This window comes from Micromonospora sp. NPDC003944 (genome assembly GCF_053605225.1).
Genome location: NZ_JBSGIV010000002.1, coordinates 19,091 through 45,516 on the forward strand (window position 1 = coordinate 19,091; position 26,426 = coordinate 45,516).

21 protein-coding genes are annotated in these 26,426 nt (G+C 70.0%); 11 read left to right on the forward strand and 10 right to left on the reverse strand.

From position 1 onward, the window contains the following. The first annotated feature begins 154 nt into the window (after positions 1-154). The 5 genes from ACWER9_RS01295 to ACWER9_RS01315 all read left to right on the forward strand — a co-directional run bounded on the left by ACWER9_RS01295 (position 155) and on the right by ACWER9_RS01315 (position 4,425). Positions 155-859 carry a haloacid dehalogenase-like hydrolase gene (locus ACWER9_RS01295; RefSeq protein WP_452299887.1) on the forward strand — a complete coding sequence of 235 codons (705 nt, stop codon included), beginning with the start codon at positions 155-157 and terminating at the stop codon, positions 857-859. A 381-nt stretch (positions 860-1,240) separates the two neighbouring features. Further along, the gene (locus tag ACWER9_RS01300) at positions 1,241-1,759 is read left to right on the forward strand and encodes a hypothetical protein (protein WP_452299888.1); all 519 of its coding nucleotides are present in this window, start codon (positions 1,241-1,243) and stop codon (positions 1,757-1,759) included. Between the two features lie 2 nt (positions 1,760-1,761). After that, positions 1,762-2,334: a hypothetical protein gene (locus ACWER9_RS01305; RefSeq protein ID WP_452299889.1), complete on the forward strand. Its 573-nt coding sequence runs from the start codon at positions 1,762-1,764 to the stop codon at positions 2,332-2,334. Between the two features lie 7 nt (positions 2,335-2,341). Next, positions 2,342-3,580 (forward strand): MAB_1171c family putative transporter, encoded by a 1,239-nt coding sequence (locus tag ACWER9_RS01310; RefSeq protein WP_452299890.1) that lies wholly within the window; start codon positions 2,342-2,344, stop codon positions 3,578-3,580. Next, positions 3,577-4,425, forward strand: a complete 849-nt coding sequence (locus tag ACWER9_RS01315) for an oxygenase MpaB family protein (RefSeq protein WP_452299891.1) — start codon at positions 3,577-3,579, stop codon at positions 4,423-4,425. The genes ACWER9_RS01310 and ACWER9_RS01315 overlap by 4 nt, the downstream gene beginning before the upstream one ends. Positions 4,426-4,485: 60 nt before the next feature. Here ACWER9_RS01315 and ACWER9_RS01320 read toward each other — a convergent pair whose 3' ends face one another. The 4 genes from ACWER9_RS01320 to ACWER9_RS01335 all read right to left on the reverse strand — a co-directional run bounded on the left by ACWER9_RS01320 (position 4,486) and on the right by ACWER9_RS01335 (position 10,014). After that, complete coding sequence (locus tag ACWER9_RS01320; protein WP_452299892.1) at positions 4,486-6,696, reverse strand: beta-xylosidase/alpha-l-arabinosidase; 2,211 nt, start codon at positions 6,694-6,696, stop codon at positions 4,486-4,488. A gap of 152 nt (positions 6,697-6,848) precedes the next feature. Continuing rightward, positions 6,849-7,709 carry a carbohydrate ABC transporter permease gene (locus ACWER9_RS01325; protein WP_452299893.1) on the reverse strand — a complete coding sequence of 287 codons (861 nt, stop codon included), beginning with the start codon at positions 7,707-7,709 and terminating at the stop codon, positions 6,849-6,851. A 2-nt stretch (positions 7,710-7,711) separates the two neighbouring features. Next, entirely contained in the window at positions 7,712-8,710 is a 999-nt protein-coding gene (locus ACWER9_RS01330; protein ID WP_452299894.1) for a carbohydrate ABC transporter permease, read from the reverse strand. Next, a complete protein-coding gene (locus ACWER9_RS01335; RefSeq protein WP_452299895.1) occupies positions 8,707-10,014 on the reverse strand; it encodes an ABC transporter substrate-binding protein in 1,308 nt (435 codons plus the stop codon). Before ACWER9_RS01335 ends, ACWER9_RS01330 begins: the two co-directional genes overlap by 4 nt. Before the next feature lie 138 nt (positions 10,015-10,152). Here ACWER9_RS01335 and ACWER9_RS01340 point away from each other — a divergent pair, with 138 nt between their 5' ends. The 5 genes from ACWER9_RS01340 (at position 10,153) to ACWER9_RS01360 (ending at position 16,814) form a co-directional block, all read left to right on the forward strand. Then, on the forward strand, positions 10,153-11,157 hold the full coding sequence (locus tag ACWER9_RS01340) for a LacI family DNA-binding transcriptional regulator (protein ID WP_452299896.1): 1,005 nt from the start codon (positions 10,153-10,155) through the stop codon (positions 11,155-11,157). A gap of 167 nt (positions 11,158-11,324) precedes the next feature. Continuing rightward, positions 11,325-13,172 carry a glycoside hydrolase family 15 protein gene (locus ACWER9_RS01345; RefSeq protein ID WP_452299897.1) on the forward strand — a complete coding sequence of 616 codons (1,848 nt, stop codon included), beginning with the start codon at positions 11,325-11,327 and terminating at the stop codon, positions 13,170-13,172. Positions 13,173-13,290: 118 nt separating this feature from the next. Then, positions 13,291-13,560 carry a GlsB/YeaQ/YmgE family stress response membrane protein gene (locus ACWER9_RS01350; RefSeq protein ID WP_452299898.1) on the forward strand — a complete coding sequence of 90 codons (270 nt, stop codon included), beginning with the start codon at positions 13,291-13,293 and terminating at the stop codon, positions 13,558-13,560. A 145-nt stretch (positions 13,561-13,705) separates the two neighbouring features. Further along, positions 13,706-14,260, forward strand: coding sequence for a hypothetical protein (locus ACWER9_RS01355; protein ID WP_452299899.1), 555 nt, complete (start codon positions 13,706-13,708; stop codon positions 14,258-14,260). A 313-nt stretch (positions 14,261-14,573) separates the two neighbouring features. After that, the gene (locus ACWER9_RS01360) at positions 14,574-16,814 is read left to right on the forward strand and encodes a HelD family protein (RefSeq protein ID WP_452299900.1); all 2,241 of its coding nucleotides are present in this window, start codon (positions 14,574-14,576) and stop codon (positions 16,812-16,814) included. Between the two features lie 529 nt (positions 16,815-17,343). On the opposite strand, the gene ACWER9_RS01365 is transcribed toward ACWER9_RS01360, so the two are convergent. Further along, the gene (locus ACWER9_RS01365; RefSeq protein WP_452299901.1) at positions 17,344-18,582 is read right to left on the reverse strand and encodes a low temperature requirement protein A; all 1,239 of its coding nucleotides are present in this window, start codon (positions 18,580-18,582) and stop codon (positions 17,344-17,346) included. A gap of 165 nt (positions 18,583-18,747) precedes the next feature. On the opposite strand from ACWER9_RS01365, the gene ACWER9_RS01370 reads away from it, so the two are divergent. Further along, the gene (locus ACWER9_RS01370) at positions 18,748-19,992 is read left to right on the forward strand and encodes a PQQ-dependent sugar dehydrogenase (protein WP_452299902.1); all 1,245 of its coding nucleotides are present in this window, start codon (positions 18,748-18,750) and stop codon (positions 19,990-19,992) included. Between the two features lie 143 nt (positions 19,993-20,135). On the opposite strand, the gene ACWER9_RS01375 is transcribed toward ACWER9_RS01370, so the two are convergent. The 5 genes from ACWER9_RS01375 to ACWER9_RS01395 all read right to left on the reverse strand — a co-directional run bounded on the left by ACWER9_RS01375 (position 20,136) and on the right by ACWER9_RS01395 (position 26,387). Next, complete coding sequence (locus ACWER9_RS01375) at positions 20,136-22,031, reverse strand: CocE/NonD family hydrolase (protein ID WP_452299903.1); 1,896 nt, start codon at positions 22,029-22,031, stop codon at positions 20,136-20,138. A gap of 122 nt (positions 22,032-22,153) precedes the next feature. Continuing rightward, positions 22,154-22,732, reverse strand: coding sequence for a TlpA family protein disulfide reductase (locus ACWER9_RS01380; protein ID WP_452299904.1), 579 nt, complete (start codon positions 22,730-22,732; stop codon positions 22,154-22,156). Continuing rightward, entirely contained in the window at positions 22,729-23,163 is a 435-nt protein-coding gene (locus ACWER9_RS01385; protein WP_452299905.1) for a hypothetical protein, read from the reverse strand. The genes ACWER9_RS01380 and ACWER9_RS01385 overlap by 4 nt, the downstream gene beginning before the upstream one ends. Before the next feature lie 84 nt (positions 23,164-23,247). Further along, on the reverse strand, positions 23,248-25,290 hold the full coding sequence (locus tag ACWER9_RS01390) for a M6 family metalloprotease domain-containing protein (protein WP_452299906.1): 2,043 nt from the start codon (positions 25,288-25,290) through the stop codon (positions 23,248-23,250). Positions 25,291-25,469: 179 nt separating this feature from the next. Continuing rightward, the gene (locus ACWER9_RS01395; RefSeq protein ID WP_452299907.1) at positions 25,470-26,387 is read right to left on the reverse strand and encodes a dihydrodipicolinate synthase family protein; all 918 of its coding nucleotides are present in this window, start codon (positions 26,385-26,387) and stop codon (positions 25,470-25,472) included. Positions 26,388-26,426 lie beyond the last annotated feature (39 nt).

Genomic DNA, 26,426 nt, shown 5'->3' on the forward strand with positions numbered 1-26,426 from the left:
TGGAAGTGTCAGGTTGTCGGCTCGGCGCGGAAACAGCGGCGAAACAATTGATGCGGGCGACGGGTTCCGCTTTGTCGCGGGTAATCAGAGCAACTCGGCCGCCAGTACACTCGGCTCATGGCGAGCTGCCAGTGGCACCGGGTTCGGTGAGCCGATGAGGGCGTCGGGCGCACAGGCCGTGATCTTCGATTTTGACGGTGTCCTGGTGCGCGGGGACGCATTCGGGCTGTTCCTGCGTCGCACCGCATTCGTGGGTGCACGGCTGCCGCTCGCCGTCGTCGCGCTCGTTCTCCTTGCGCCCATCGCCACCATTCCTGCCCTTCGGCCGTGGGTGGCGCGGTGGGTGAGCCGGATCGGCCTGTGGGGTCGCAACGCGGACCAGTTGCGGGCGGAGCTGGAACGCTTCGGTGCGGACCTCGCCGCGGAGCCAGGACGGGTCATCGGGCCCGGCCTGCGGATGATCCTCGACCACCTGGCCGCTGGTGACCGGGTCATCGTGGTGACCGCGTGCGAGCACACCCTGGCACGGGCGGTGCTCGACGCGCTCGGCCTCACCGGGGTCGAGCTCGTGGCATCGCACATTCACGGGCCGAGGTTGATCGTGCACAACCAGGGCCCGACCAAGGTGGCGCAGCTCGCCGCCGAGGGGGTGACGTCACCCTGGCGGGTGGCGTACAGCGACTCACTGTCGGATCTACCGGTCCTGCGGGCCGCCGAGCAGCCGGTGCTTGTCAACGCCAACGCGCGTCAGGTCTCCCGGGCGCGGCGGTCACTTGGCACCCGGCTGACCACCGTCACCTGGCTGGGCGGCCCCGGCCCGGGGGAACAGTCAGCCCCCGTGAGCCGCCGACCGCTGTGACGTCCGGGCCCACCGCCGCTGGGCCGCTGGCAGACGACGACCCTCTGCCGGAGCGGCCCAGCGACCCCCCACCAACAAGCGGCGACCGGGCAGCGGCGGTCTGCCGCCACCGACCAACGCGCCAGCCAATACCGCGGAAGGAACCCCCCCGTTCTGCCCCCTGCGGAGCTGACTCCTCCCGCCGATGGCTCCCCCGGTTCGGCCGGCCGGACCGCACGCTCGTCCGGCGCGCAACGTGTGTTGAGCCGATCGAGCTGACACTCAACACACGTTGCTCCAAACAGGAGCGAGCATACGCTCACGTTCCGTGCACGTGTCAACATCTGTTTTGCCGTCCCGGGCATCTGCGACACTGTCGTTTAGGCGGCTGGAGGGTGAAGAATGACTGTTGACGATCGGCACGCAGAGCAGGAGCTGCCGCCCCTCGACACGCTTGCCGCCAGGTTGGAGTACCTCTTCGACAAGATCCGCCCGACGGCCGAGGAGCTGAGCGACTCCGACGAGTCGGGGCGCAGGTACACCAACAGAGAGATCGCCGACAAGATCAACGAGATGTCGGCCGAGACGGGGGTAACGATCAGCGCCGCCTACATCGGAGAACTACGCCGCGGCGTGGCAAGCGATCCCCGTACCTCACACGTCCGCGCCCTGGCCACCGCCTTCGGAATCAACTCGGGCTACTTCGTCGACGACGCGGCGGCCCGACGGATCGAGGGTCAGCTCACGCTCCTCAACGAGCTGCGCCGGATGGATGTCAAGCGGGTGGCATTGCGCCAGGTCCTGGCCGACAACGGGCTCTCCGCGACGGACACACGGCTCGTCGAGCAGATGGTGGCCCGACTGCGAGCCGTCGCGGAGGGCAGCGGCACGACCGGTTCCGTGCCGACCAACCGCGACTAGCCGTGCAGATCCTTCGGTGGCAGTACACCGACGAGCGGGAGATCGTTGACGTGAAGTTGCACCGACTACGCAGGCGCTGCGAGCAGCTCGTTGCCGAGCTTGAGGTGCCCGAGCCGTTCGACATCCAGAAGCTGTGCAATGCGCTCGCCGAACGACGGGGCCGTCCGATCCATCTGGTACCGATCAAGCTGCCGGCACACACCGTGTGCGGCATGTGCGTCCCGACCGGCGACTTCGACGCCATCTTCTTCGAGCAGGACACCTCGCCACTGCACCAATTGTTGATCATCGGTCACGAGCTGGGTCACCTGCTCGCCGGCCACCAGGCGACCGAAGTACTCGACGCGGACGCCTCCCGCCTGTTGCTACCGGACCTCGACCCGCAACTCGTCCAGCGCAGTCTCGGCCGCAGCACCTACGCCGCGACCGAGGAACGCGAAGCCGAAATGATCGGTTCACTGCTCCTTCGACGCGTTCGCGGCAACCGCAGCGACGTCGACGACGTGCCGCTGAACGGCGCGGACGTCGAGCTGTACGGCCGGCTGCGGCACTCACTCGAACACCCCCACTGGTAACGCCGGAATGGACACCGTCCTCTACGCCGTCTGCGCCGTAGCCGGTTGGATCGCTCTCGGCTACATGGTGCGGTTGCAGCGCCGGCACCCGAGCCACGCCCGCCGGGCGATCTGCGGCGGTCTCGGAGCGTTCGCCGCCGGAATCACCGTCGCCATCCCGCCCATCGCGACCGCGATCGACCAGACGTCGGGGCTACCCAACCTGGCCAAGGTGATGGCCCACGCCGGCGCGCTGACCATCTCGGCGAACGCCGAGATCATGCTCCTGCACTTCGCGCTCCCTGCGGCGACGGCCGCCGCCCGCGCCCGCCGATGGATCTGGGTCACCGCGTGCGCGTTCCTCGTCATGGTCGGCCTGTTCGCCTACACCCTCACCTACGACGACCCGGTGCTCCTGACCGTCGAGTACGCCACCGACCCCGTCGTGACCGCCTACCTGCTGATCTTCCTGTTGCTCGGTTTCTTCGCCTACTGCTTCGACATCACCCGGCTGTGCTGGAGCTTCGCGAAGATCTGCGGACGGCCCTGGCTGCGCCGAGGGCTGCGCATCACCGCGGTCGGTGCCGCCTTCGCCCTGCTCTACAGCACCAACAAGATCGGGTATCTCGTCGCCTACTGGGCCGGCTACCAACCGGCCGGCGAGCGACAGATCGCCGCCGTCCTGGTGACCATCGGCGCTCTGCTCATCACGATCGGCCTCACCATGCCGGCGTGGGGGCCCACCCTCAGGATCACCCGGCGGTGGGAGGACTACCACTCCTACCGCCGGCTCGCACCACTCTGGCGTGACCTCATCGCGGCCCTCCCCGACCTGGAACTCGACCCCACCCTGCGTCGACGCTGGGCAGCCGTGCGGGACACCGACTACGCACTGACCCGCCGGGTGGCGGAGATCCGCGACGGCCGTCTGGCCCTGCGCCCGTACCTGGACATCGGTGTGACGGCGCTGGCCGCGCACTTCGCCGAGCAGGCCGGGCTGACCGCCGAGGAGCGCGAGGCGACGATCGAGGCCGCCCACCTGGCCTGCGCTCTGCGTCGCCATCACGCCGGTCTGGTGGCCGCGGTCCCGCAGCCCGCCGACGAGCTGCACCGCCCGGACGGCGGCTACGCCGGTGAGGTCGCCTGGCTGACCCTGGTCACCGAGTTCTACGCCTCCTCGCCGGTGGTGGCGCAGACTGTCGCCGCGACCCGAGACCTGACCGCCCCGGGCACCCCGCATCCGACAGTTGGAGACGCCCGCCGATGAGAGACCGCTACGCCAACCTCGCCCGCATCCGTGCCCTCGACCCGGAGCGCGACTACCTCGACATCTACCAGACCATGCTGCGTTACGAGTTTCCGTGGGACCTGAAGCTCGGCCTCAACCTCGCCTTCAACCGGTCCTTCTCCATCCCCGCCATCGCCGCCGTGCACACCGCCACGGGCGAGCTGACCGAACGCACCCAGAAGCGGCTCGACGACACCGGCCTGCTGATGTACGAGATGGTGCTCAACGGTTTCGATCAGCCTCGGGGCCGCGACGCGTTGCGGCGCGTGAACCAGATCCACCGCCGGTACGACATCGGCAACGACGACTTCCGCTACGTCCTCGGCTGCCTGGTCGTGATCCCCACCCGGTGGTTGCAGGAGTACGGCTGGCGCCGACCCTGCTGCCACGAGCGGCACGCCACGTACCTGTTCTACCGGGAACTCGGCCGCCGGATGGGCATCACCGACATCCCCGGGTCGTACGCCGAGTTCGAGACCTGGTTCGACGCGCACGACGCGGCGCACCTGCGGCCCAACGACGACGCGGCGGCCATCGAACGCGCCACCCGCATGCTGATGCTCACCCGGATCCCCCGGGTGTTCGCGCCGCTGGGAAACGCACTTGTCAGCGCCCTGTACGACGCGCCGCTGCGGCGCGCCATGCGGGTCGACACGCCGGCCTGGCCGGTCCGGGCGGGGTTGCACCTGGCCTTGACGACGCGCTCGCGGTTGCAGCGGTGGTTCGGAGCACCACCGACGACGGCGTTGTTCGCCGACGGGATCAAGACCAAGAGCTACCCCGACGGGTACGAGATCAGCCGCCTCGGCCCGGACCAGGAGTAGCACTCGGCCCTGCTGAGGCCGGTCCGCCGTCGCCCGTTGGGGACGACGGCGGACCGACTGTCAACGGACGTCGATGGTGGTCCAGCGTGGGGAGGCGGTGGTGACCGCGACGGTGTCACCGACCAGCTCGGTCGTCGCCTGGGTGTCCCGCCGCACGCTGGTGCCGACCCAGAGTTCGACCTCACCCGGCTCCACGACGCGGGTGTACGTGCGGTCGGAGAAGGCCAGGCGGCTGGTGGGCACGGTCAGCTCGACCGTCACGGACCGGCCCGGTTCCAGGTGCACCCGCCGATAGCCGAGCAGCTGCGCCACCGGCCGGGTGACCGAGGCCACCAGGTCGCGACCGTAGAGCTGGACCACGTCGTCGCCGGCGACCGTGCCGGTGTTCGTCACCCGCACGGTCACCGCCACCGCCCCGTCGGTGGCGACAGTGGTGGGCACGACGATGTCGCTGTACGCGAACGTCGTGTAGGACAGGCCGTGGCCGAACGGCGCCACGGGCGTCGTTGACAGGTTCGTCACCTCGTTGCCCTCGCCCAGGGTGGGGTGCAGGTAGGAGTACGGCTGCGCGCCGGCCGACCCGGGCAGGGTGACCGGCAGCCGGCCCGACGGGTTGACCCGACCGGAGAGCACCCCGGCGATCGCCCCGGCGCCCTCCTCCCCGGGGAAGAACGCCTGCACCACGGCGGCGCAGCGCGCAAGCGCCCAGCCGACCCCGTACGGCCGGCCGGTCAGCAGCACGAGGACGACGGGCGTGCCCGTCTCCAGCACCGCCTCGACCAGTTCGCGTTGGACGCCGGGCAGCTCCAGGTCGTCCCGGTCGCAGCCTTCGCCGACCGTGCCGCGCCCGAAGAGGCCGGCGTGGTCGCCGACGACCAGGACGGCGACGTCCGCGTCGGAGGCCGTGCCGACAGCCTCGTCGAAGCCGGACCGGTCGTCGGTGTCCACGTCACAGCCGCGCGCCCAGGTCACGAGGTCGCTGCCGAACTCGGCCCGTGCGGCGTCGAGCACGGTCGGCACCTCGATGCCGGTCTCCACACCGGGGTGTTGGACGAGGACGTGGTTGAGGAACGAGTAGCACCCGAAGAGCGCGCCCTGCCGGTCGGCGTTCGGGCCGATGAGGGCCACCCGTCGCCCCGCCGGCAGCGGCAGCACGTCCTGGTTGGCGACCAGCACGATCGACTCCTCGGCGAGCCGGCGGGCGATCGACCGGTGCTCGGGTGAGTCGAGGTCGATCGCCTGGGGCGGCTCGTCGCTGAACGTCGCGTCGAGCAGGCCCAGGTCCTGCTTCTGACGCAGCACCCGCAGCACCGCGCGGTCGACGAGCGCCTCGTCGAGCGTGCCCGCCCGCACCGACTCCCGCAGGGTCAGGTAGGCGTCGCCGGTCGGCAGCTCGACGTCGACACCGGCCGTCAACGCCTGCCGGGCCGCGTCCGCGTGGTCTCCCGCCACGTGGTGCAGCAGGTTCAGGAACGCGACCCCGTAGTAGTCGGCCACCACGGTGCCGTCGAAACCCCACTGGTCACGCAGGATGCCGGTCAGCATCGTCGGGTCGGCGGCGACGGGAACCCCGTCGATCTCGGTGTACGAGTGCATGACGCTGCGGGCGTCGCCGTCGAGGATCGCCATCTCGAACGGGAGGAGCAGCACGTCGGCCAGTTCCCGGCGGCCGACGTGCACCGGGGCGAAGTTACGCCCGGCGCGCGAAGCGGAGTAGCCGGCGAAGTGCTTGAGGGTGGCGTGCACCCCCTGCGACTGCAGACCCCGCACGTACGACGTGCCGATGGTGCCGACCAGGTACGGGTCTTCCGCGATGCACTCGTCCACCCGACCCCAGCGGGGGTCCCGGATCACGTCGAGCACAGGCGAGAGCCCCTGGTGGATGCCGAGGGCCCGCATCGAGGCGCCGATCGCCGTGGCCATCTCGGTGACCAGATCGGGGTCGAACGCCGCACCCCAGGCCAGCGGGGTGGGAAACGTCGCCGCCTTCCACGCGGACAGCCCGGTGAGGCACTCCTCGTGGACGATCGCGGGGATGCCGAGCCGGGTCCCGGAGACGAGGTCCCGTTGGAACTTCCAGAGCCAGGACGCGCGTTCCGCCGCGTCCAGGGGGCGGGTGCCGTAGGCGCGGGTGAGGTGACCGAGCCCGTGCCGGGAGAAGTCCTCGAGCTTGACGACGTCGCCGAACTCCCCCTGCAACGGCGCGACCGCCTCGCCGTCCTCCTTCTCCCAGAAGCCGACGAGCTGGGCGATCTTCTCATCGATCGTCATGCGGCCGAGAAGATCGCGTAGCCGGGCCTCGCCGTCGTGCCCGTCCGGTCGGCCGTGCCCCGGACCTCTCTGAGCCGGCGTCGGCCCGTCCACCACCGCGTGGACCTCTGTCATGCTGTGCCTTTCTCTGGTTGTGCTCGTACCGCTGCCGCTCAGCCCTTGACCGCACCCTGCAGGCCGCCGACGATCTGCTTCTCCGCGAGCGTGAAGAAGAGCAGCGCCGGCAGCATCGCCAGCGAGGTGAAGGCGAGTACGCCTGCCGTGTCGGTGGTGTACTGGCTGGAGAAGTTCTGCACGCCCAGCGGCAGGGTGTGCAGGTTGACGTCGCTGAGGACGAGCAGTGGCAGCAGGAACGAGTTCCAGCTCGCCACGAACGCCAGGACGCCGACGGTGACGAGCGCGGGCCGCGACAGCGGCATCGCGACGCGCCACAGGAAGCCGAGCCGACTCGCGCCATCGATGGCGGCGGCGTCCTCCAGCTCTCTCGGGATGGCGGACAGGAAGGGACGCAGGATCACGATCGTCAGTGGTAGTGAGAAGGCAACCTGCGGGAGGATCACCGCGTAGTAGGAGTTGATCAGGTTCAGGTCGCGCAGCATGAGGTAGAGGGGCAGGATCGCCGCCCCGGCCGGAAACAGCAGGCCGAGGGTGAAGAACGTGTAGAGCCCCTCCCGCCCGCGGAAGCTGTAGCGGGCGAGGACGAACGCGGCGGCCATCCCGAGCACGACCACGGCGAGCGTGGTGCCGAGCGCGATGACGGCGCTGTTGAACGCCTGCTGCCAGAAGTTGCTCTGGGTCAGCACCCTGGAGTAGTTGTCCCAGACGAACGGGTCGGGCAGGCCGGCCGGGTCCGCGACGATCTGCGGGGTGGTGCGGAAACCGCCGATGACCACGTAGATGACCGGGGCGATCGACACGGCCGCGATCGCGAGGGCGAGCGCGTAGGTGAGCGGGGTGCCCCAGGAGACCTGACGGCGCCCGGGGGACGGCGGGACTACGGAGTTCACGGCCATCGTCACTTCGCCCTTCCGGTGATGGCGCCCTGGATGTCGCGGCGGAGCAGGAACCGCTGGAACAGCAGCGCCGCCACGAAGGAGATGACGAACAGGATCACCGCCACGGCGTTGCCGTAACCCCACAGCCGGGCGAAGAACCCGTTGTCCACCATGTAGGTCGCCATCGTGGCCGACGCACCGAGGGACCGCACCGCGGGCACCGAGGTCACCCAGATCATGTCGAAGATCTGCAGTGAGCCGATCATGGACAGGAACATCCAGATGCGGATCGTCGGGCCGAGCAGCGGGATCGTGACGTGTCGTTGGATCTGCCACCAACTCGCGCCGTCGATGGCCGCAGCCTCGGTCAGCTCGTCGGGCACATTGGACAGCCCGGCGAGGAGCAGGATGATCGCGAAGCCGACGTACTTCCAGGTGAGGACGGCCAGCAGGGTCCAGATGACCACATCCAGGTCGGCGAGCCAGGCCTGCACCAGGCCGCCCATTCCCAGTGCCCGCAGCAGCGCGTCGACAGTGCCGTCGCCGGTCAGGAGCAGCTTCCACATGATGCCGACGGTGACCTCGGCCAGCACGTAGGGCACGAACACCAGCAGGCGGAACACCGCCCGCCCACGGAAGCGGCGGTTGAGCAGCAGGGCGACGCCCAGGGCGATCGGACCCTGAATCAGCAGCGACCCGAACACGATGATGGCGTTGTTGCGCAGCGCGTCCAGGAAGATCGGGTCCTGGAAGGCGAGGGTGTAGTTGCGCAGGCCGACGAACTCGGTGGGGGGCCCGACCCCGCGCCACCGGAACAGGCTGTAGTAGACCGCGAAGCCCATCGGCACCAGTACGAACATCACGTAGATGACGATGGCCGGCGTGGTGAGCCCGATGATCTCGTACCACTTGCGGCGGTTGTCGGCTCGGCGCGCGGACGCGCGCTCGGCCCGGTCGGGGCCCGCCGGCGACGCGGAAGCGCCGCCGGCGGGCATACGGATCTGGTTGGCGGAGGTCACTTGCTTGCGGCCGCCTTCATTGCCGAGACGACCTTCTCAGGCGTCCCGTTGCCGGCGAAGATGGTGACGATCGCGTCGTTCATCGCGGTGCCGATGGTGCTGCCGTAGGCCGTGTCCAGCCAGAGCTGGACGTAGCTCGCCCCGGAGGTGGCCTCCAGGATGGACTTCAGCGCGGGGTCCTTGACGGCGTCCGCCGCACCCTTGGCCACCGGCAGGCCGGTGCCGGTCTCGGCGTAGCCCTTCTGCACCTCGGGGCTCACGATGTACTTGAGGAACTCGACGCACTCGGCCGGGGCGTTCTTGGCGCAGGAGAACCCGTCACCACCGCCGAGGGCCGCCTTCGGGTCACCCGGGGAGCCGCTGATCGCCGGCACCGGGAACCAGCCGAGGAACGACGCGAGCTTCGTCTTGTCCGTGGCGACGGTGTCCAGCGTGCCGCGGTTCCAGTCACCCATCAGCTCCATCGCGGCCTTGCCGTTGGCGAGCATGCCGTTGGCGCTGGTCGGGTCGTTCTGGCCCGGCGTGGCGATGAAGTTGGGCTGGAACGGCTTGGTGTCGATGAACGTCTTCAGGTCCTGGCCGGCCTTCACGAAGCACGGATCGTCGAAGGTCTTCTCCGTGGACGCCTTCTTGAGGGTGTCGACCGAGCAGGCGCGCAGCGCCATGTTGTACCACCAGTGCGCGGCCGGCCACTTGTCACCGGCACCCACGGCGATCGGAATGACGTTCGTCGCCTTGAGCTTGGTGACCGCGGCGTTGAGCTCCTCGAAGTTGGTCGGGGGCGCCGCGATGCCCGCCGCGGCGAACATGTCCTTGTTGTACCAGATGCCCTCGATGCCCATCCGGAACGGCAGGCCGTACTGCTTGCCCTTGACCTGCCAGATCTCCGAGGCACTGCCGATGTCGCCAACCTCGGTCTTGACCTGGTCGGTGATCTCCTTGAGGTAGTCGGCCTCCACCTGCTCGGCCATCTCGCCGCCACCCCAGGCCTGGAAGATGTCCGGCGGGTCGCTGCTCAGCAGCGCGGCGGGGAGCCGGGTGCGCTGGAGCTGATTCGTCTCGATCGCCTCGATCTCGACCTTGACGGTGGGGTGGAGTGCGGAGAAGTCCTTGGCGACCTTCTCCCAGTAGGTCTTGCCGGGCCCATCCTGTGACGCGTTGTGCCACCAGGTCAGGGTCACCGGGTTCTTGTACAGCTCGCCCTCGGGGGCCGCCTCTTCGCCGCCGCCGCTGCATCCGGCGGCAACGAGAACACTTGTCGTCAACAGTGCCAGGACGGCACTCATACGGCGCTTAGTTGCCATCGATTCTCCTCGACTAGTCAGTCGCGGTACTCGGCCTGCGGCGAAGTTTTACAGTCACGTAACTTGATGTCAATCGGTATCGATAACGTTTTCGAATCGCCGACGACGCACCCCCCTCGGGGCCCTATCATCATCGGCGTGGTGTTTCAGCAGCGCGTCAAGATGTCGGATGTGGCACGTACTGCCGGCGTCTCCGTCGCGACCGTGTCGAAGGTTGTCAATGGCCGTTACGGCGTGGCCCAGGCCACGGTCGAGCGCGTCCAGCAGGTCATCCACGAGCTCGGCTACGAGGCCAGCCTCGGCGCGCAGAGCCTGCGCAGCCATCGCACCAACGTGCTCGGCATCCTGGTCGCCGAGTTCGAGCCGTTCTCGACCGAACTGCTCAAGGGGGCGTCCCAGGAGGTCGCCGGCAGCGGATACCAACTGCTCGCCTACTCCAGCGGGGACGGCGAGGGTGCCGCCGTCGGGTGGGAGCGGCGCTCGCTGGCCCGCCTCTCCGGCACCCTCATCGACGGCGCGGTGATCGTCACGCCCACCGTGGTCGAGACCGAACACAGCTTCCACGTGGTGGCCGTCGACCCGCACACCGGGCCGTCCGACCTGCCCACCGTCGACTCGGACAACTTCGCCGGCGGCGTACTCGCCACCAACTACCTACTGTCCCTCGGCCACACGCGCATCGGGCACATCAGCGGGCGCACCGACCTGATGTCGGCGCAGCTGCGCGAGGCCGGCTTCCGCAGTGCGATGGCCGACGCCGGCGTGCCGGTGGACGAGCGGCTCGTCCGCGTCGGCGGGTTCCGGGTCGAGAGCGCTGCCGGCACCGCCGCGGAGCTCCTCTCCCTCACCGACCGGCCGAGCGCGATCTTCGCGGGTAACGACCTCTCCGCGATCTCCACGATGACCGTGGCCCGGGACATGGGCCTGTCGGTGCCCGATGACCTGTCGGTGATCGGCTTCGACAACGTGCCGGAGTCGGCGCTGGTCAACCCGCCGTTGACGACCATCATGCAGCCGCTGCAACGGATGGGCGCCGAGGCGCTGCGCCTGCTCGTCGACCTGATCGCCGGCGTGGAGCGGGACACCCACATCCGGCTCCCGACCGAGCTGGTCATCCGCTCCTCCTGCCGCCCGCTCCACTGACCCACCGGCCGGGTGGCGCCGGGCCCCGGCCCGACCTACGGGGTGCGTGCGGCCGGCACCGCGACACGTGGGGGCACGCGACAGGGTGGCGAAACGTGAATCTCACCTAAGTCCACAAATCTCCCCCTAGGTTCGATGCGCAGGACGTAGCCGAACCGGGGAGAGACGTGGACAGCTATCCGGCGATCGAAGACCACGGACTCATCGGCGACCTGCAGACCGCCGCGCTGGTCACGTGCGACGGGACGGTCGACTGGTTCTGCGCGCCGCGGTTCGACTCGCCGAGCATCTTCGCCGCGCTGCTGGACAAGGACAAGGGCGGCTACTTCCAGATCGCCCCGCACGACGTCCGGTACGTGACCAAACAGCTCTACCTCCCGGGCACACCCATCCTGATCACCCGGTTCATCAGCGCCGACGGGGTGGCCGAGGTGATGGACTTCATGCCGGTCACCGGCGAGCGGGCCACCGACACGCACCGGCTGGTCCGCACCGTCACCATGGTCCGGGGCAGCATGCGCTTCCGGGTGGAGTGCCGACCGCGGTTCGACTACGCCCGCGAGGAGCACCAGCTCGAGCGCCACCACAACGGTTACGTCTTCCGCAGCAGGTCGGCGACGCTGACATTCAACCCGGTCGACCCCGTGCGCCGGTTGATCTCCGAACAGGGCGACGTCCACATCGAGGGTGGCGACCTGATCGCGTACGGCACGCTGAACGAGGGCGACACCGGCGGAGTGGTCCTGGAGACGGGCGGCAGCGAGCCACGCATCATCGGGCCGGAAGAGATCCAGGGCATGTTCGAGTGGACCCGGGACTACTGGCGGCGCTGGGTCGAGCGGTCCCGCTACACCGGCCGCTGGCGGGAGATGGTCGAGCGCTCCGCCATCACGCTCAAACTCATGACGTACGCTCCGACCGGTGCGATGATCGCCGCCCCGACCACCGCGCTGCCGGAACTGGTCGGCGGAACCCGCAACTGGGACTACCGCTACACCTGGGTACGCGACACGTCGTTCTCGGTGCACGCGCTGCTCGGCCTCGGCTTCACCGAGGAGGTCAGCCGGTACATGAACTGGCTTGACGAGCGGATCCGCGAGGCCGGCGACCACCAGGACCCCCTGAAGATCATGTATCGGGTGGACGGCTCCTCCGACCTGCACGAGGAGGTGCTGGAGCACCTGGAGGGCTACCGCGGCTCCCGGCCCGTGCGGATCGGCAACGGCGCCGCCGACCAACTCCAGCTCGACATCCACGGCGAGGCGCTCTACGCCATGCACCTCGCCGACGAGCAGGGCATCCGCGTCTCGCACCAGGTGTGGAAGAGCACCGTCCGGCTTGTCGACTGGCTCTGCCACAACTGGGACAAGGCCGACGCCGGCATCTGGGAGAGCCGCCACCACCCTCGCAACTACACCTTCGGCCGGGTGATGTCCTGGGTCGCGCTGGACCGGGCCATCCGGCTGGCCACCCGTACCGGTCGCCCCGGGGACATGACCTGCTGGACCGAGCAACGCAACCGCATCTACGACCAGGTCATGGCCCGCGGGTACGACCGGATCCGCGGCACGTTCGTGCAGGCGTACGACGAGACCGTGCTGGACGCGGCGCTGCTCGCCATGCCGGCGGTCGGTTTCGTGACGCCGAGCGACCCGCTGTGGCAGTCCACCCTGCACGCGATCGAGCGGGAACTGGTCTCCGACAGCCTGGTTCACCGCTACGATCCGGTCCACTCCCCCGACGGCCTCCCCGGCCACGAGGGCACCTTCAACATGTGCACCTTCTGGTACGTCGAGGCGCTGGCCCGTTCCGGTCGGCTCGACGACGCCCGGCTCACCTTCGAGAAGATGTTCACCTTCAGCAACCACCTCGGTCTCTACGCCGAGGAGATCGCGGCGACCGGGGAGCAGATCGGCAACTATCCCCAGGCGTTCAGCCACCTGTCACTGATCAACTCCGCGCTGACGCTCAACGACCTACTCGATGCCGAGGCCGATGCCCATCGCCGTCGGTAGCGCGTGCGCGCCACGGCCAGCCGCCGCCGCTGCGGACCACACGGTCGCCTCGGGTTTGCCGGCGTCCGGGCCGGGGCAGTGATCATCCCGACGGAAGGTCGACGGGAGGACGGAACTCATGGAAATCGCTGGCTTCTTCAGCGCGATCATCATCGGTCTGGTCATTGGTGCGCTGGGGCGACTGATCCTGCCGGGCAAGCAGAACCTGTCGTTCGTGGTGACTCTCGCCGTCGGCGTCGTCGCCGCGATCCTCGGCACTCTGCTCGCCGGCGCCCTCGGCGTCGACGACACCAGCGGCCCCGACTGGATCGAGCTGGGCCTGCAGCTCGCCTTCGCCGTGGCCGGCGTCGCCATCCTCGACCGCACCTACGGCCGCCGCCGGCACTGACCGGCGCCCCGTGCGGGTCTGCCCCGGCTCCCACCGCTGCCGAGCCGGGGCCGACCGACGGCGAGAAGTGCTTGACGGGCCCCAGTCCATCACGCATCGTCGATATGCATCGACCATTGTGAATGCATAGACGCGGGGAGAACTGATGAGGGCCTTTGTCACCACCGCCTCGGCTGCCGCCCTGCTGCTCCTGGGCACGGGCAGCGCATCCCACGGCCAGCAGGCGGCCGACCCACCATGCAGCGGGCAGATCCACGCGAATCCGGGGTTCGAGCGCGGCACGACCGACTGGACCGCCGGCCCCCGCATCGTCGTGTTCGGCGACGCGAACCGGCCGGCGCACACCGGCCGCGCGTACGCCAGCCTCGCGGGGCTGGACGTGACGCGCAGCGACCTGCTGCGCACCACCGTCACGGTGCCCGCCGGCTGCGACCTGACGGTCCGCTTCTGGGTGCGGACCACCACCACGGAGACCAGTCGCAGCGACTACCTGAACGTCGGGCTCGCGGTCACCGGCATACCCCCGAAGACGAGGTTCTCGCTGGCCTTCGACGGCGGGGCGCAGTGGCGGCAGTACAGCATGTCGACCGGGACGGCGACGACCGAGCGCACCGCGACGGCCAGCTTCCTGGCCAGCGAGACCGCCGGCAACGGCACCACGGCCTTCGACGTCGACGACGTGTCCTTCACGTTGAGCTGACCCACGCTGGCACACCTGCAGAGCCCCCGTCCTGCGGGGGCTCTCCACTGTTCTGCGGGGAACCATCGGTGACTCCGCTCCGGCGCCCGACACGGGCTGAAACTGCGACAGCGCAGAACAGACAAGGACTCACCTGTCAATACGCGAATCGCAAATGATTGGGGCCACCGAAGACCCGGAACCGCAAGGTATTGAGATGCCCATCTCTGCCGACGGATTTCCTGGTCGGTACGGAAAACCAACCCTATGCTTGCCGCCGAATGCACTGCGGCTCGGACGGGCCGCCGAGAAGCACCGACCCGAGGATTTGCGAATGCGGCGGAAGTCTGCCCTGTCCGACGGCGCTGCCGGCGTCGGCGACGCGACACCCGACGGCCCGCTGCCGGGCTCTGCCGCGGACAGCGCGGCACTCCGGTCCGCCGTCGCCGAGGAACAGGCGTTCCTGGACCTGGCCACGGCACGGCGCGACCGACTGGTCGACCACCTGGAGGTCGAGCTCTCGGCAGGGGCGCTGGACGCGCTGGAGCTGGCCCGGCAGCGGATGCTCCGCCAGCAGTACGAGGAGCTGCGGCGAGCACGGGACGGGTTGGTCTTCGGCCGCCTCGACGGAATTGACGGCACCGTGCGACACGTAGGCCGGATCGGCCTGCGCGACGACGGCGAGGGTGACGAGCCCCTGCTTGTGGACTGGCGCGCCGCCGCGGCTCGGCCCTTCTACACGGCGACGGCCGTCGACCCGCAGGGGCAGGCACGGCGCCGGCACATCCGCACCGAAGGGTCGACAGTCGTCGGCGTGGACGACGAGCCGCTGGATGGGAGCACAGCGGCGGAACTCGTCGGCGAAGGGGCACTCCTGGCCGCCCTCGACAAGCGACGCACCGGTCGCATGTCGACGGCGATCTCCACGCTGCAACGCGAGCAGGACGACATCATCCGGGCTGAGGCGACCGGCCCGCTGATCGTTCAGGGCGGGCCTGGCACCGGCAAGACCGTGGTCGCCCTGCACCGTGTGGCGTACCTGCTGTTCACCCACCGGAAGATGGCCGAGCAGGCGGTCCTGGTCCTCGGCCCCTCGCCGCGCTTCCTTCGATACATCGCCCAGGTGCTTCCCGCGCTCGGTGAGACCGCCGTCGTCGCGGCGACCTGCGACACCCTGCTGGCCGACGTTCAGGTGGGCCGCGACGAGAGCCGCCGTCTCGCCGAAATCAAGGGCCGCGCCGGCTGGCAGACCACACTGGAGAGTTACGTCGCGTCGCTGCTCCCCCGGCCCCGCGAGTTGAGGCTGCGCTGGGAGGACGAGTTCTTCGTCATCCCCGCCGCAACGGTGACGCAGGCGCTCGCCTCGGCGGTGCAGGGACGCCCGTACCACCGCGCCCGCGCGGCGTTCGCCGAGCAGGTGCACCACCTCCTCGCCGATGCCGTCGCCGAACAGCGCGAGGCGTTGATGGACGAGATGGAGGAGGGCTTCGAGGACATCCTCGCCCGGGTCGACAGCAGCATGGCGCAGGACCACGGTTCCGTCCGGACGTCCACGGGCAGCGACGTGGACGGACTGCTCTCCGAGGAGGAGATCGAACACCTCCGGTGCCGTATCGCCGAGAACGCCACCATCGCCCGGTTCGTCGAGGCGTGGTGGCCCACCCTCGACGCCGAAACCGCGCTTGGTGAACTCCTGACCGACCGCACCCTGCTGGCCCGGTTCGCCCCGCACCTGTCCCCCGAGGAGGTCGCCGCCGTCGCGGCCGAGCCCGCTCCGTGGGCGTCGAGCGACATCGCGCTGCTCGACGCCCTCGCCGACCTGCTCGGCGAGGGCGACGCCCCGCAACCACAGGGTGAGTTCGTCGCCGATCGTGCTCGCCGCCAGCGCGGCTGGGTGTACGGCCACGTGGTCGTCGACGAGGCACAAGAACTGTCCGAGATGCAGTGGCAGATGATTCTGCGGCGCTGTCCCAGTCGCTCCATCACCGCGGTCGGCGACATCGACCAGGCGGAGGCGGCACACCGGCACAGCACCTGGGCGCAGGCGGTGCAGGCTGCTTTCGGAGACCGCTGGGCCGCCGCGGAACTGACCATCTGCTACCGGACCCCGCGCGAGGTGATGGCACTCACCGCACCCGTCCTGACGGAGGCTGGCAGCCACAACACGCCCCCGCGAGCGGTCCGCGCCTCGGGCATCGCCCCGTGGGAGCTCACGATCTCGCCCGACGAGCTACCCGGAGCCGCCGTCGAAGCGGTACGGCAGTTGCAGCGACGGTGGCACGGCGGCACGGTCGGGGTCATCGCCCCGGCGGCCCGCGTCGTCGACCTCTCCGCCGTACTGAGCGGTGTGCCGGTGCTCACCGCAACACAGTCCAAGGGGTTGGAGTGGGACGCCACGCTCCTCATCGACCCCCAGGGCATCGCCGCTGAACCGCGCGGTTGGAACGGCCTCTATGTCGCGCTCACCCGATGCACCCAGGAACTCGGACAGTTGCGCCTCACCCGAACAAGCCCGAACACGTCCGTGAACAGCCCGGACACCGGCACGCGTGTTCGGGACAACCACCGGCCGTAGCGACCGCCCGTCCGGCATCCATACGGTGAGCGTCGTTCACCCGTGACGCCGGCGAATCCACAACGGACGCCGTAAGCCCAGAAGAAGGTGAGGCTCGGCCTTGAGGAGATCACTGCTAGCGCTCGCCACAGCCATCGTGCTCCCGTTGAGCGCACTGGCTGTGCCGACTCCCGCTCTCGCCGCGGGTTGTGTGAGTACCGGGTACATACAGATGCGGTTCGCGTCGGCCCCGTGGCGCTACGGCTACAGCAGCTCGGCCAAAGTCGCAGGCTACGCTTCGCCCGACTACACCTACACCATGGATGGGCGCTGCACCAGCGCAGCCGGACTCCTGTGGTACCGCAGGGCTGCGGATCCGGTCGTGGTCTACATCTACAGCGCACACCGCATCGACTAGCTTCGCGCGTCCAGTGGCAGCTGCCGAGGATGGTGAAGCGCCCTCCGTACCGGATGACCGGCCGGGTCGCGCAGGACGCGAGGCGTTCCGGCGCGACCCGGCCGAGGCGGCCTCGCGGCTGGAGCCGCGCGGTCATGCCTCGACGTCGCGAGCCCCGGACGACTCCTCCCGCACGACCGGCGAGGCGGCACCCTCCAACGGCCGCCCCCAGTTCCGCAGCCCGTCGACCAGCGCGACCAGGGCCAGCACTCCGGCCACCACGCTCAGCCCGACCATCGGCGCCCAGAGGAGTGACGCCGGCGTGGACAGCAGCAGGGCCGCCAGTCCGATCAGGTGGGAAGGGGAGAGCCGGCCGAAGATCTCGTACTCCAGGCGCATCCGGGCGACGAGGAAGAGCATCGGGCCGCCGACCACGAACAGCAGCCAGTTCGGTCGCGGCTCGCCGAACGGGTCATCGATCACCAACTCGTAGCCGACCGACGTGACGAGCACGCTGAGCACGATCAGCAGATGCGTCCGCTCCGATGCCGCCCCCAACCGTCCGGGTAGGCCCACCCGTTCCAACGCGTCGGTCAGCAGCAGACCGGCGCGATGGAAGTAGATCCGCCAGAGCAGCGCGCTGGTGGTGAACGCGACCGCGAAGGCCGCCGCCCGCAGGTCGGAGTAGTCCCTGCCGCTGAAGACCACGCCGATGACCAGAATCGACTCGCCGAGTGCGATGAGAAACATCTGCTGGTATCGGTCGGCAAGGTGGGTTCCCGCGATCCGCCAGCGGCCCACCTGCGTGGCTCCGAGCCGGGGCAGCGGCCACCCCAGGGCCCAGGCGAGGTAGTCGACGGCGAGGGCGGCCGCCCACAGCGGCAGGCGAAGGCGGTCCGGACCGAACGCGCCGGCCAGCCACAGCGGCGTGCTCGCCAGCGCCCACACGGCAAGCCGGAACGGCACCAGTCGCCGCGGGTGGCCGCGCAGCGCGGCGGCGATCACCAGTGGCCGCACCACCATCACCAACAGGTACGCGATCGCGAACGGCAGTGCTCGCTCCTGCATGGCGCGTGGCAGCGCCACCGCCATGATCAGACCGGCGAACATGGTGCCGACCACGACGGCCTGGATGATGGGCTGCTCCGGCTCGTAGCGACTGGTGATCCAGGCGGTGTGCGACCAGATCAACCAGAGCGCCAGGAAGAGCAGCAGGGTGCGTCCGAACCCGGTGACGAGCGCCCAGCCCGTGTCGTCGCCCAGTTCGGCGAACGACTGCGAGACCCGGGTGAGGGCCACGACGAAGGCCAGGTCGAAGAACAGCTCCAGGAACGTCGCGCGTCCGGAGCTGGTGGGAGGACGCAGCAGTTCGGCACCCCGCCCCGCCGCCATTGTCCGCCTCCGTCCGTCCCCCATGACCAACGAGGGGCGGCCGGAGGAGTTGCGTCCGCCCACACCTGCCGCGTCGTCGGAAAGGTTGGAGATTGACCTAGCTCAATGTAGGTTGGGAACGCTCCCAGACCGCATCCACCACCCCACTTACTCGAGGAGCCGAACATGTCACGACGGCGTTATCGCCCGGCCACCCTGCTGGCCGGGCTGCTCGTCCTGGTCCTGTCCACGGTGCTGTTATCGCCGGCGTCGGGGGCCGGCACCGCCACGGCCGGCCCGTCCCGCGCCCGCGCCGTACCACTCACCGACTTCACAGTCGTGTCCGAACGGGTGGCCTTCGGTCTGCAGCGTCCGATCGCGATCACCGGACTGCCGGACGGCCGGATGCTGATCGCCGAGAAGAACGGCACCGTCCGCGCCTACCACCCCGACACCGGCCTGGCTGCCGATCCGGTGCTCGACCTGAGCGCCCGGATCGACCCGTCGGACAACGAGCGCGGCCTCCTGGGCATCACGCCCGCGCCGAACTTCGCGCGGACCGGGATGCTCTACGTCGCCTACACCAGCCTGCCGTCCGGTGCGCTGACCCTGGCGCGGGTGCCCCTCGGCGCCCCGAACCGGTTGCAGGTGCTGCTCACCCAGGAGCACGCCGAGTTCGGCAACCACAACGGCGGCCAGGTGGCGTTCGGCCGCGACGGTTACCTCTACTGGTCGACCGGCGACGGCGGCGGCGCGAACGACCCGTTCAAGAGTGGCCAGAACCTCGGCACCCTGCTCGGCAAGATCGTGCGGATCGACGTCAACCGTAGCTGCTCGGGCAAGCCCTACTGCGTACCCTCGGACAACCCGTTCGTCCGCACGCCGGGCGCCCGCCCGGAGATCTGGCTGTACGGGCTGCGCAACCCGTGGAAGTTCTCCATCGACCCGGTGGACAACTCGCTGTGGATCGGCGACGTCGGCCAGGGCCTGATCGAGGAGATCAACCACATCCGCCCGTCCCAGCGGGGCGCGAACCTGGGCTGGTCCTGCAAGGAGGGCACGCCGGTCTTCGACCAGACGCAGTGCCGGCCGGGCGTGCGGCTCACCGACCCGATCGTCGAGTACGACCACTACCTGACGGAGAACTGCTCCATCATCGGCGGCCTGGTGTACCGGGGATCGGTCACCCCGGAGGCGCGCGGCACCTACATCGCTAGCGACTACTGCTCGACCCGTGCGTTCGCCGTGCGTCAGCGGTCCACCGGCGGCTACGACTCCGCGGAGATCGGCACCTTCCCCACCCAGCCGACGGCGTTCGGCGCCGACGTCAACGGTGAGCTGTACGTGCTCAGCGACCTCCCGGGCTGGCTGAGCAAGGTGCGCTTCGAGAAGGTTCAGCCCACTCCGACCGCTGCGGCGGCGACCCGCTGACCCGGTAGCACCCTGGGGGCGGCCGCGTCCGGCGGCCGTCCCCGGTCCGACGCGTAGCCGGCGGCGGCCCGGCAACCGACCGTCCTGTGCGGAGAGCCGGTCGCCGGGCCGCCGGGTGTTGGGCCAGGCCGGTGATCAGCCGGTCAGAGGCCGGCGGCGTGCGCGGCGGCGGTGCCGCCGACCACGGGTAGGACGATGTTGCTGCTCTTCAGCGCGACCCGCAGGTTCGCGGCGGTGGTGTCCGCCTGGCTGGAGTACTGCGGGTAGCTGGCCACGATGATCACACCGACCCGGTGGCCGGGCTTGAAGACGTAGTCCTCCGGCAGCAGCGGGAAGCTGAAGTTGTACGACTCCCCCGGCACCAGCGGCACGCCGACGCGGATCGACTGCCGGTTCTGGGCGTCCATGATCCCCTTGGTGACCAGCTCGTAGTCGGCCGTGGCCACCCGCTTCGCCGTCTGCTTGTAGCAGCCGTCGTCGGTCGGGCTGCTCTGGCCCCAGCAGTCCTCGGTGGTCAGGGTGATGATCCCCTCGCCGGAGGCCCGGTGCGCGACCCGCTCGTCGGTGCCGTAGTCGACAAGGATCGCGCCGAGGTTGGTGTCGGCCTGGTCGGCGGAGGCGCGCAGCTGCACGGTCGGTGTGCCGGAGATGTGCAGCGGTGCGGTGAGTGGCGCGGAGAGGAAGGCCAGCCGGTTGGGCTGCACCACGTCCGGGTTGAGGACCATGGTGTTCTGGCTCTGCGTACGGCTGTCCTGGAACGCCCCGGTCGCCGGCTTCGCGGTGGGCACCAGCCCGAGACCGCCCGCGCCGGTGGTGGCGGGCTGGAGGAACACCTCGGTGTCCGCCTTACCCGGGATGGGCCAGTCGGCGTGGGTCTCCCACACGTCGGCCGAGCGCTCCAGGTCCACCCTCGGCTCGTCCATGATGCCGTTGGCGACGCCCTGCAGCCAGAAGTCGAACCACCGGTGCAGGGTCGACACCCACACCGCGCGGCGCGAGTCGAACGGGTCGACGTGGCCCTCCTGGGACAGCCACAGCTTGCGTGGCACGTTGTTCTCCGCCAGGGCGTACCAGAACTTGCTGAAGTGGTCCGGCCGGACGTTGTCGTCGTTGAGGCCGTGGTAGAGCAGCACGCTGGCGGTGACGTTGGGGACCTTCTTGACGTAGCTGCGTTCGTTCCAGAAGGCCGTGTAGTCGCCGTGCTCGTCGCCGTCGGCGGCGGCCAGCGCGTCGCGTACCGGCTTGCAGTAGTCCCGGCGTTCCGGGTTGGTGACCGTGTTGGCGAGCGACGCCACGTAGCTGTTGCCCCGGGTGATGACGCCGTTGCTGCGCACGTAGTCGTAGTACTCGGTCGGTCCGCTGATGGGCACGACGGTGGTCAGGCCCGGCACACCGGTCACCGCCGTGGCCATGGCCAGCGAGCCGTCGTACGACTTGCCGATCATCCCGGTCCTGCCGTTGTGCCAGTCCGCCTTGACGATCTGACCGGCGGCGTTGCGGGCGGTGGCCCGGCCGTTGAGCCAGTTGACGGCCTGCTTGGCGCTCAGGTTGTCCTGGTTGGCGTTGGTGGTCGGGCAGCCGGTGGAGTTGTTGGTGCCGACCATGTCCAGCAGGATGACCGCGTAGCCGCGCGGCACGAAGTAGTTGTCGTAGAACAGCGGCCACTTGTCCAGCAGACCGTCGCCGTCGAGGTCCGCCTTGCACTCGGACTCGTTGCCCCGGCAGACCGTCGAGTAGTAGGGGCTGGCGTCCATCACCACGGGAGCCTTGAGCCCCTGCGCGGTGGCCGCCGGCCGCATCAGGTCGAACGCGATGATGTCGCGCAGACCGTCGTTGTCACTGTCGAAGGTGGAGTCGATGAAGAGGCGTTCCCGGATGGCGTCGGCGTAGCCGAACACCGGCTGGGTGACGCCGTCCTGGACGACGATCGACGGCGGGCTGTCCGCCGCCAGCGCCTGCGGCGCCGCGCCGAGGGCGGCGAGCACCGTCGCGGACAGGACGGCCACGCCTCTGCGCCAGCGCGTTCCCACTGTAGCCATACATTCTCCTTGATGTGTCCGAGGCTGCGTACGCTACGAGCCGGTGCTCGGTGCCACCACCTGCACGTGTAGGAACTTCGCCGGGTGTGGTTCGACGGGGCCGAGGTGGCGGGGCCGCGGGACTACGGCTGTTCGGCCAGCACCAGCTCCCGCAGCCGCTTGTCGAGCGTCGGGGCGTCCAGGCCACCCGGCCAGCCCCGGAGCAGGGCGCCGCCCTTGGCCACCAGCACGACGGCCGGCGGCTCCCGCACGGCGTACGACCGCCAGACCGTCTGCTGGTCGTCCAGGACGACCGGATACTCCACCCGGTGGGTGCGGAGGTAGTCCTGGACCTCGTCGGCCTGGTCCGCGCCGGCCACGCCGACGAAGACCACCCGGTCGCGGTAGCTGCGGGCCAGCTCACTGAGCGCGGCCTGCTGGTTGGCGCAGGTGGTGCACCAGGAGCTGAAGAAGGTGAGCACGACGGGGCGCTGTGCCCACAGCTCGGCGGCGGCGAACGGTGTGCCGTCGGTGAGCGCGCCGGTGAACGCCGGGGCGGCCGGGGCGGTGCCGGGCGGCGGGCGCAACGCCAGGTCGGCGGGGACGGGCCCGGGCAACGTCGCCGCCCCTCCGGCGGGGGCCGGCGCGGGCGCGGGCTCGGGCGTGCGGCATCCGCCCAGCAGGGCCGCCGCCAACAGCAGCGGCAGGAGTGCCCTTCTCATGATGGCACCACCGCCACCAGGGCCGGGCCCTCGCTGCTGTCCGGGGTCAGGTCGAGCGTTTGTCGGCCGTCCACCTCCAGCCGGTAGGAGGCCCGCTGCGGCACGCGCACCGGGACGTTGAACTCGCAGTAGGTGGGCAGGCGCTCGACGCCCAGGTCCTCGGCGAAGGCGGCCACGGCGGTGCCCGCCGGCAGTTGCCCGCTGGCCAACGCCGCCCCGTCCGCGTCGAGCACGCGAAAGGGTGCCCGGTTGTGGAAGTGCTGGTACGGACCGGTGCCGGCGCAGTCCACGCCGGCGGCCCGGATGTTGATGTCGCGGACCAGGACCCGGACGGTCGTCGGGGAGACCGCCTCCTGGACGGCGCCGGCGGTGCCGCAGCCGGTCGCCCCGACCAGCAGCAGGGCCAGCAGCGTGATGGTGCTTCGCCGCACGTCATCCTCCTCTCGCCCGCCTGCCTGGTCCGTGGCGGACTGCGCCACGGACCAGGCAGGAGCGGGTTCAGCCTCGGGCGTCGGTCAGGACTTCTCGACCCGGCACTGCTTGGTCTCCGTCTTCGTCGGGTCGCTCTCCGAGGTCGCGGTGAGCTTCACGAAGCCGGTGTTCGCGGCGGCGGCGGTGGCACCCACCGACACCGTGACCGTGGTGGCCTTGCCGAACTGCGCGGTGGCGATCTGGTTGGGCAGCCAGGTCCGCCAGCCCTTGCCGGCCACCTCCGCCGACAGGCGGTAGACGTCCGACTTCAGGTACGCGGTGACGTTCTCCGGGTGCTGCTGTCCGCCGGCCGAGTAGGAGCCGGTGTTGGTCAGCTCGAACGAGCAGGTCACCCCACGGTTGGTGGGCTTACCCCCGCCGGTCACCTCGCCCTTGCCCAGCGTCACGCCGTGGGCGCTCGGCCCGCCGGTGCCGTCCAGCGAGCGCACCGCCACCGTGTACGAGAGCGAGCCGGCCGCGTCCCGCTTGAGGTCGATGACGTAGAAGTGCAGCCGGTTGGCCTCGTCGACGTACTCGTACTCGCTGCCGGTGTCCGCGCCGGCGTGGAACAGCGCGTCGGAGAGCTGCCGGTAGTCACCCATGGTGATCTTCTGCGGAGTGCCGTCCGGCCGATAGAAGTCGATCATGTCGATGTCCTGCGGGTTCGCGTCCACCACCCACTGGAACGGCGCACTGTCGGCGTTCTTCGTCTTGCTCAGCAGCACGCCGCTGTCCGGGGTGAAGGAGTCCGCACCCATCCGGTCGACGACCTCGACCGTGTAGTTGTTGAAACTGCCGCCGTCGCACAGCGGGTCGGTGCTGACCCCGCACGCCGGCGAGAGGTCCTTGTTCAGCGCGATGTTCACGCCGGTCAGGCCCTTCGGGCCGGCGTCGACCGCCCGCGCCGTGACCTGCGCTACCACCAGGCCAGAAGAGGCAAGCGCCTCCCGCGACAGCCGCAGCACGTGCTCCTCACCGAGCAGGCCGATCTTGAGTTTGTCCCGCACGGTGTGCAGTGAGCCCATCGAGCCGCCGTTGGTGGGCGGGATCTGCCAGCGGGTGTGCGGGCCGCCCGGGCCGTTGAACGACCCGCGCGACATCATGCTCCAGATCCCGGTGTACGCCCGGCGCAGCGGCTCGCCGTACGGGTTGTTGTAGTTGTCGCCGATGCCCAGCAGGTGGGTCAGCTCGTGGGCGTAGACGCCCATGCCGGAGCTCTCACCCTGCGTCGAGGAACCGCCGCCGGCGTTGGGCCACAGGGTCGCCGCAGCCTTCCACGAGGTCCAGTCCACGTAGCGGGTCTTCGCCCAGTTCGGCATGGTGGGGTCCGGCGGGCCCCAGGCGTCCGGCACGTCCTCCTTGTTCTGGAAGATCATCTGCCCGAACTCCTGCCAGGTCGACGACTCGTCCTGGCCGGCGCTGAGGATGAACACCAGCTCGTACTGGTTGGCGACCTCCTCGCCGACGGCGGCCCGCCAGGCGCCCAGGCCGTCGGTGCGGATGTTCTTGCCGCAGGTGTCCCCGCTCGGGCAGGCGCCCGGGTTGAACCCGTTGTCCAGCCCGTACTGGTAGGACTTGGCCGGCATCTGGTACGGCCCGAACCCGGCGAGGTCGACGCCGTAGCGGCCGTTGGAGTCCTGCATCCAGTACTCGTGCAGGGTGTGGCCCTTGTTGAGGGTGTTCGGGGTGTTCAGGAAGTCCTGGTAGAACTTCGGCACGTCGGCGCGGGGGATGTTGGTCGCGACGGACTGGGGGTTGCCGAAGACCGTCGAGCGGGCCCGCTGGGAGACCGCGAACGTCTCGTCGGGATAGTCGAGCGCCACCAGGGCGATCTTGAAGTTGCGGACCGAGCCGGAGACGCTCGGGTCGGCCCAGTTCTTGCCGGGCACGGCCTTGTAGTCGTTCCAGGTCATCGTGTCCGGGTTCTGCCAGGCCTGCGGGTCGAGGACCTGGAAGGGCGCGGTGCCGCCGGCCGGATTGGCCGGGGCCGCGGCGGCCTGCGCCGCCCCGGTCGCCACGAGTGTGGTCGCCACGGCGGCGGCCAGCACAGCCCGCCGCAGCCGGGTTCGATGGGGGGTACGGTGCACGAAATCACCTCTCGTCGGAGGAAACGCGGCGCCGGCGCTCCGGTTGGGGGTTTGGCGGGACGCCTGTCAGCAGGCCGCGCAGCGAATCTAGGAGGGCGGGCCGGTGTGGGTCACCGTGCAGATGTCGGCAGGTGGGCCGGCGACTTCCGACACCTGAAGGACCGGAACCCATCGGTGGATCAGCCGGGGCGGCCCCCGGACGCCGGTTCGGCGGCGGCCGTGAGCGCCCGCAGCACGTCCCGACGCACCCGGTCGACGGTCGGCGCGGGCAGGGGCCCGCGCGGAGGACGGCACCGACCACCGAACAGCCCGGCGCACTCCATGGCGAGTTTGACGGCCTGCACCGACTCGGGTCGGGAGGCCCAGCCGAGGATCGGGTGCAGCTCCGCGTAGAGCGGCAGCGCCCGGCTCAGGTCACGGGCGACGCACAGGTCGTAGAGGCGCACCGCCTGGCGGGGCAGCGCGTTGGGCAGGCTGGCGACCCATCCCGCCGCGCCACAGAGCACCAGTTCCAGCGCCACGTCGTCGGCGCCGACCAGCACGTCGACGTGTGGGCAGAGGTCCCGCAGGCGGTGCAGCCTGCGGACGTCGCCGGTGACCTCCTTGACCGCGGCGATCCCGTCGATCTCGGCGATCCTCGCCAGCAGGTCCGGTGTGAGGTCCAGTCGGGTGTCGTACGGCTCGTTGTGAGCGACCACCGGCAGGCCGACCGCCGCGACCTCCCGGTAGTGGGCGACCACGTCGGCGGGGCGGGCGGCGGGCCCGTCAGGTGGCCGCGCGAGCACGCCGTGGGCGCCGGCCTCGGCGGCCTGCTCCGCCCAGTGGCGGGCCTGCCTGCTGCCGTAGCCGCCGACGCCGGGCAGCACCGCGCAGCCGGACGGCGCGGCCTGCACCGTCGCCCGCACCACGGCGGCCCGCTCGTCGTCGGAGAGTGCCTTGTACTCCCCCATCGACGCGCACGGCGCGATCCCGTGGCACCCCTGGGCGGCGAGCCAGCGGACGTGCTCCTGGAGCTGGTCGTAGTCGACCGACAGGTCGGCGCGGAACGGCGTGGTGATCGCGACCAGCACGCCCCGCCAGGGCCTACCCGTTCCCACTCCGAGGTCCCCTCTCCGCACCGGCACCGCCTGCCATGC

Coding starts and splice junctions, on each gene's coding strand:
- ACWER9_RS01310 (WP_452299890.1), top strand. CDS start 2,342: ATGGACACCGTCCTCTACGCCGTCTGCGCCGTAGCCGGTTGGATCGCT.
- ACWER9_RS01350 (WP_452299898.1), top strand. CDS start 13,291: ATGGAAATCGCTGGCTTCTTCAGCGCGATCATCATCGGTCTGGTCATT.
- ACWER9_RS01335 (WP_452299895.1), bottom strand. CDS start 10,014: ATGGCAACTAAGCGCCGTATGAGTGCCGTCCTGGCACTGTTGACGACA.
- ACWER9_RS01365 (WP_452299901.1), bottom strand. CDS start 18,582: ATGGCGGCGGGGCGGGGTGCCGAACTGCTGCGTCCTCCCACCAGCTCC.
- ACWER9_RS01380 (WP_452299904.1), bottom strand. CDS start 22,732: ATGAGAAGGGCACTCCTGCCGCTGCTGTTGGCGGCGGCCCTGCTGGGC.
- ACWER9_RS01325 (WP_452299893.1), bottom strand. CDS start 7,709: ATGGCCGTGAACTCCGTAGTCCCGCCGTCCCCCGGGCGCCGTCAGGTC.
- ACWER9_RS01355 (WP_452299899.1), top strand. CDS start 13,706: ATGAGGGCCTTTGTCACCACCGCCTCGGCTGCCGCCCTGCTGCTCCTG.
- ACWER9_RS01315 (WP_452299891.1), top strand. CDS start 3,577: ATGAGAGACCGCTACGCCAACCTCGCCCGCATCCGTGCCCTCGACCCG.
- ACWER9_RS01370 (WP_452299902.1), top strand. CDS start 18,748: ATGTCACGACGGCGTTATCGCCCGGCCACCCTGCTGGCCGGGCTGCTC.
- ACWER9_RS01320 (WP_452299892.1), bottom strand. CDS start 6,696: ATGACGATCGATGAGAAGATCGCCCAGCTCGTCGGCTTCTGGGAGAAG.
- ACWER9_RS01360 (WP_452299900.1), top strand. CDS start 14,574: ATGCGGCGGAAGTCTGCCCTGTCCGACGGCGCTGCCGGCGTCGGCGAC.
- ACWER9_RS01295 (WP_452299887.1), top strand. CDS start 155: ATGAGGGCGTCGGGCGCACAGGCCGTGATCTTCGATTTTGACGGTGTC.
- ACWER9_RS01375 (WP_452299903.1), bottom strand. CDS start 22,031: ATGGCTACAGTGGGAACGCGCTGGCGCAGAGGCGTGGCCGTCCTGTCC.
- ACWER9_RS01300 (WP_452299888.1), top strand. CDS start 1,241: ATGACTGTTGACGATCGGCACGCAGAGCAGGAGCTGCCGCCCCTCGAC.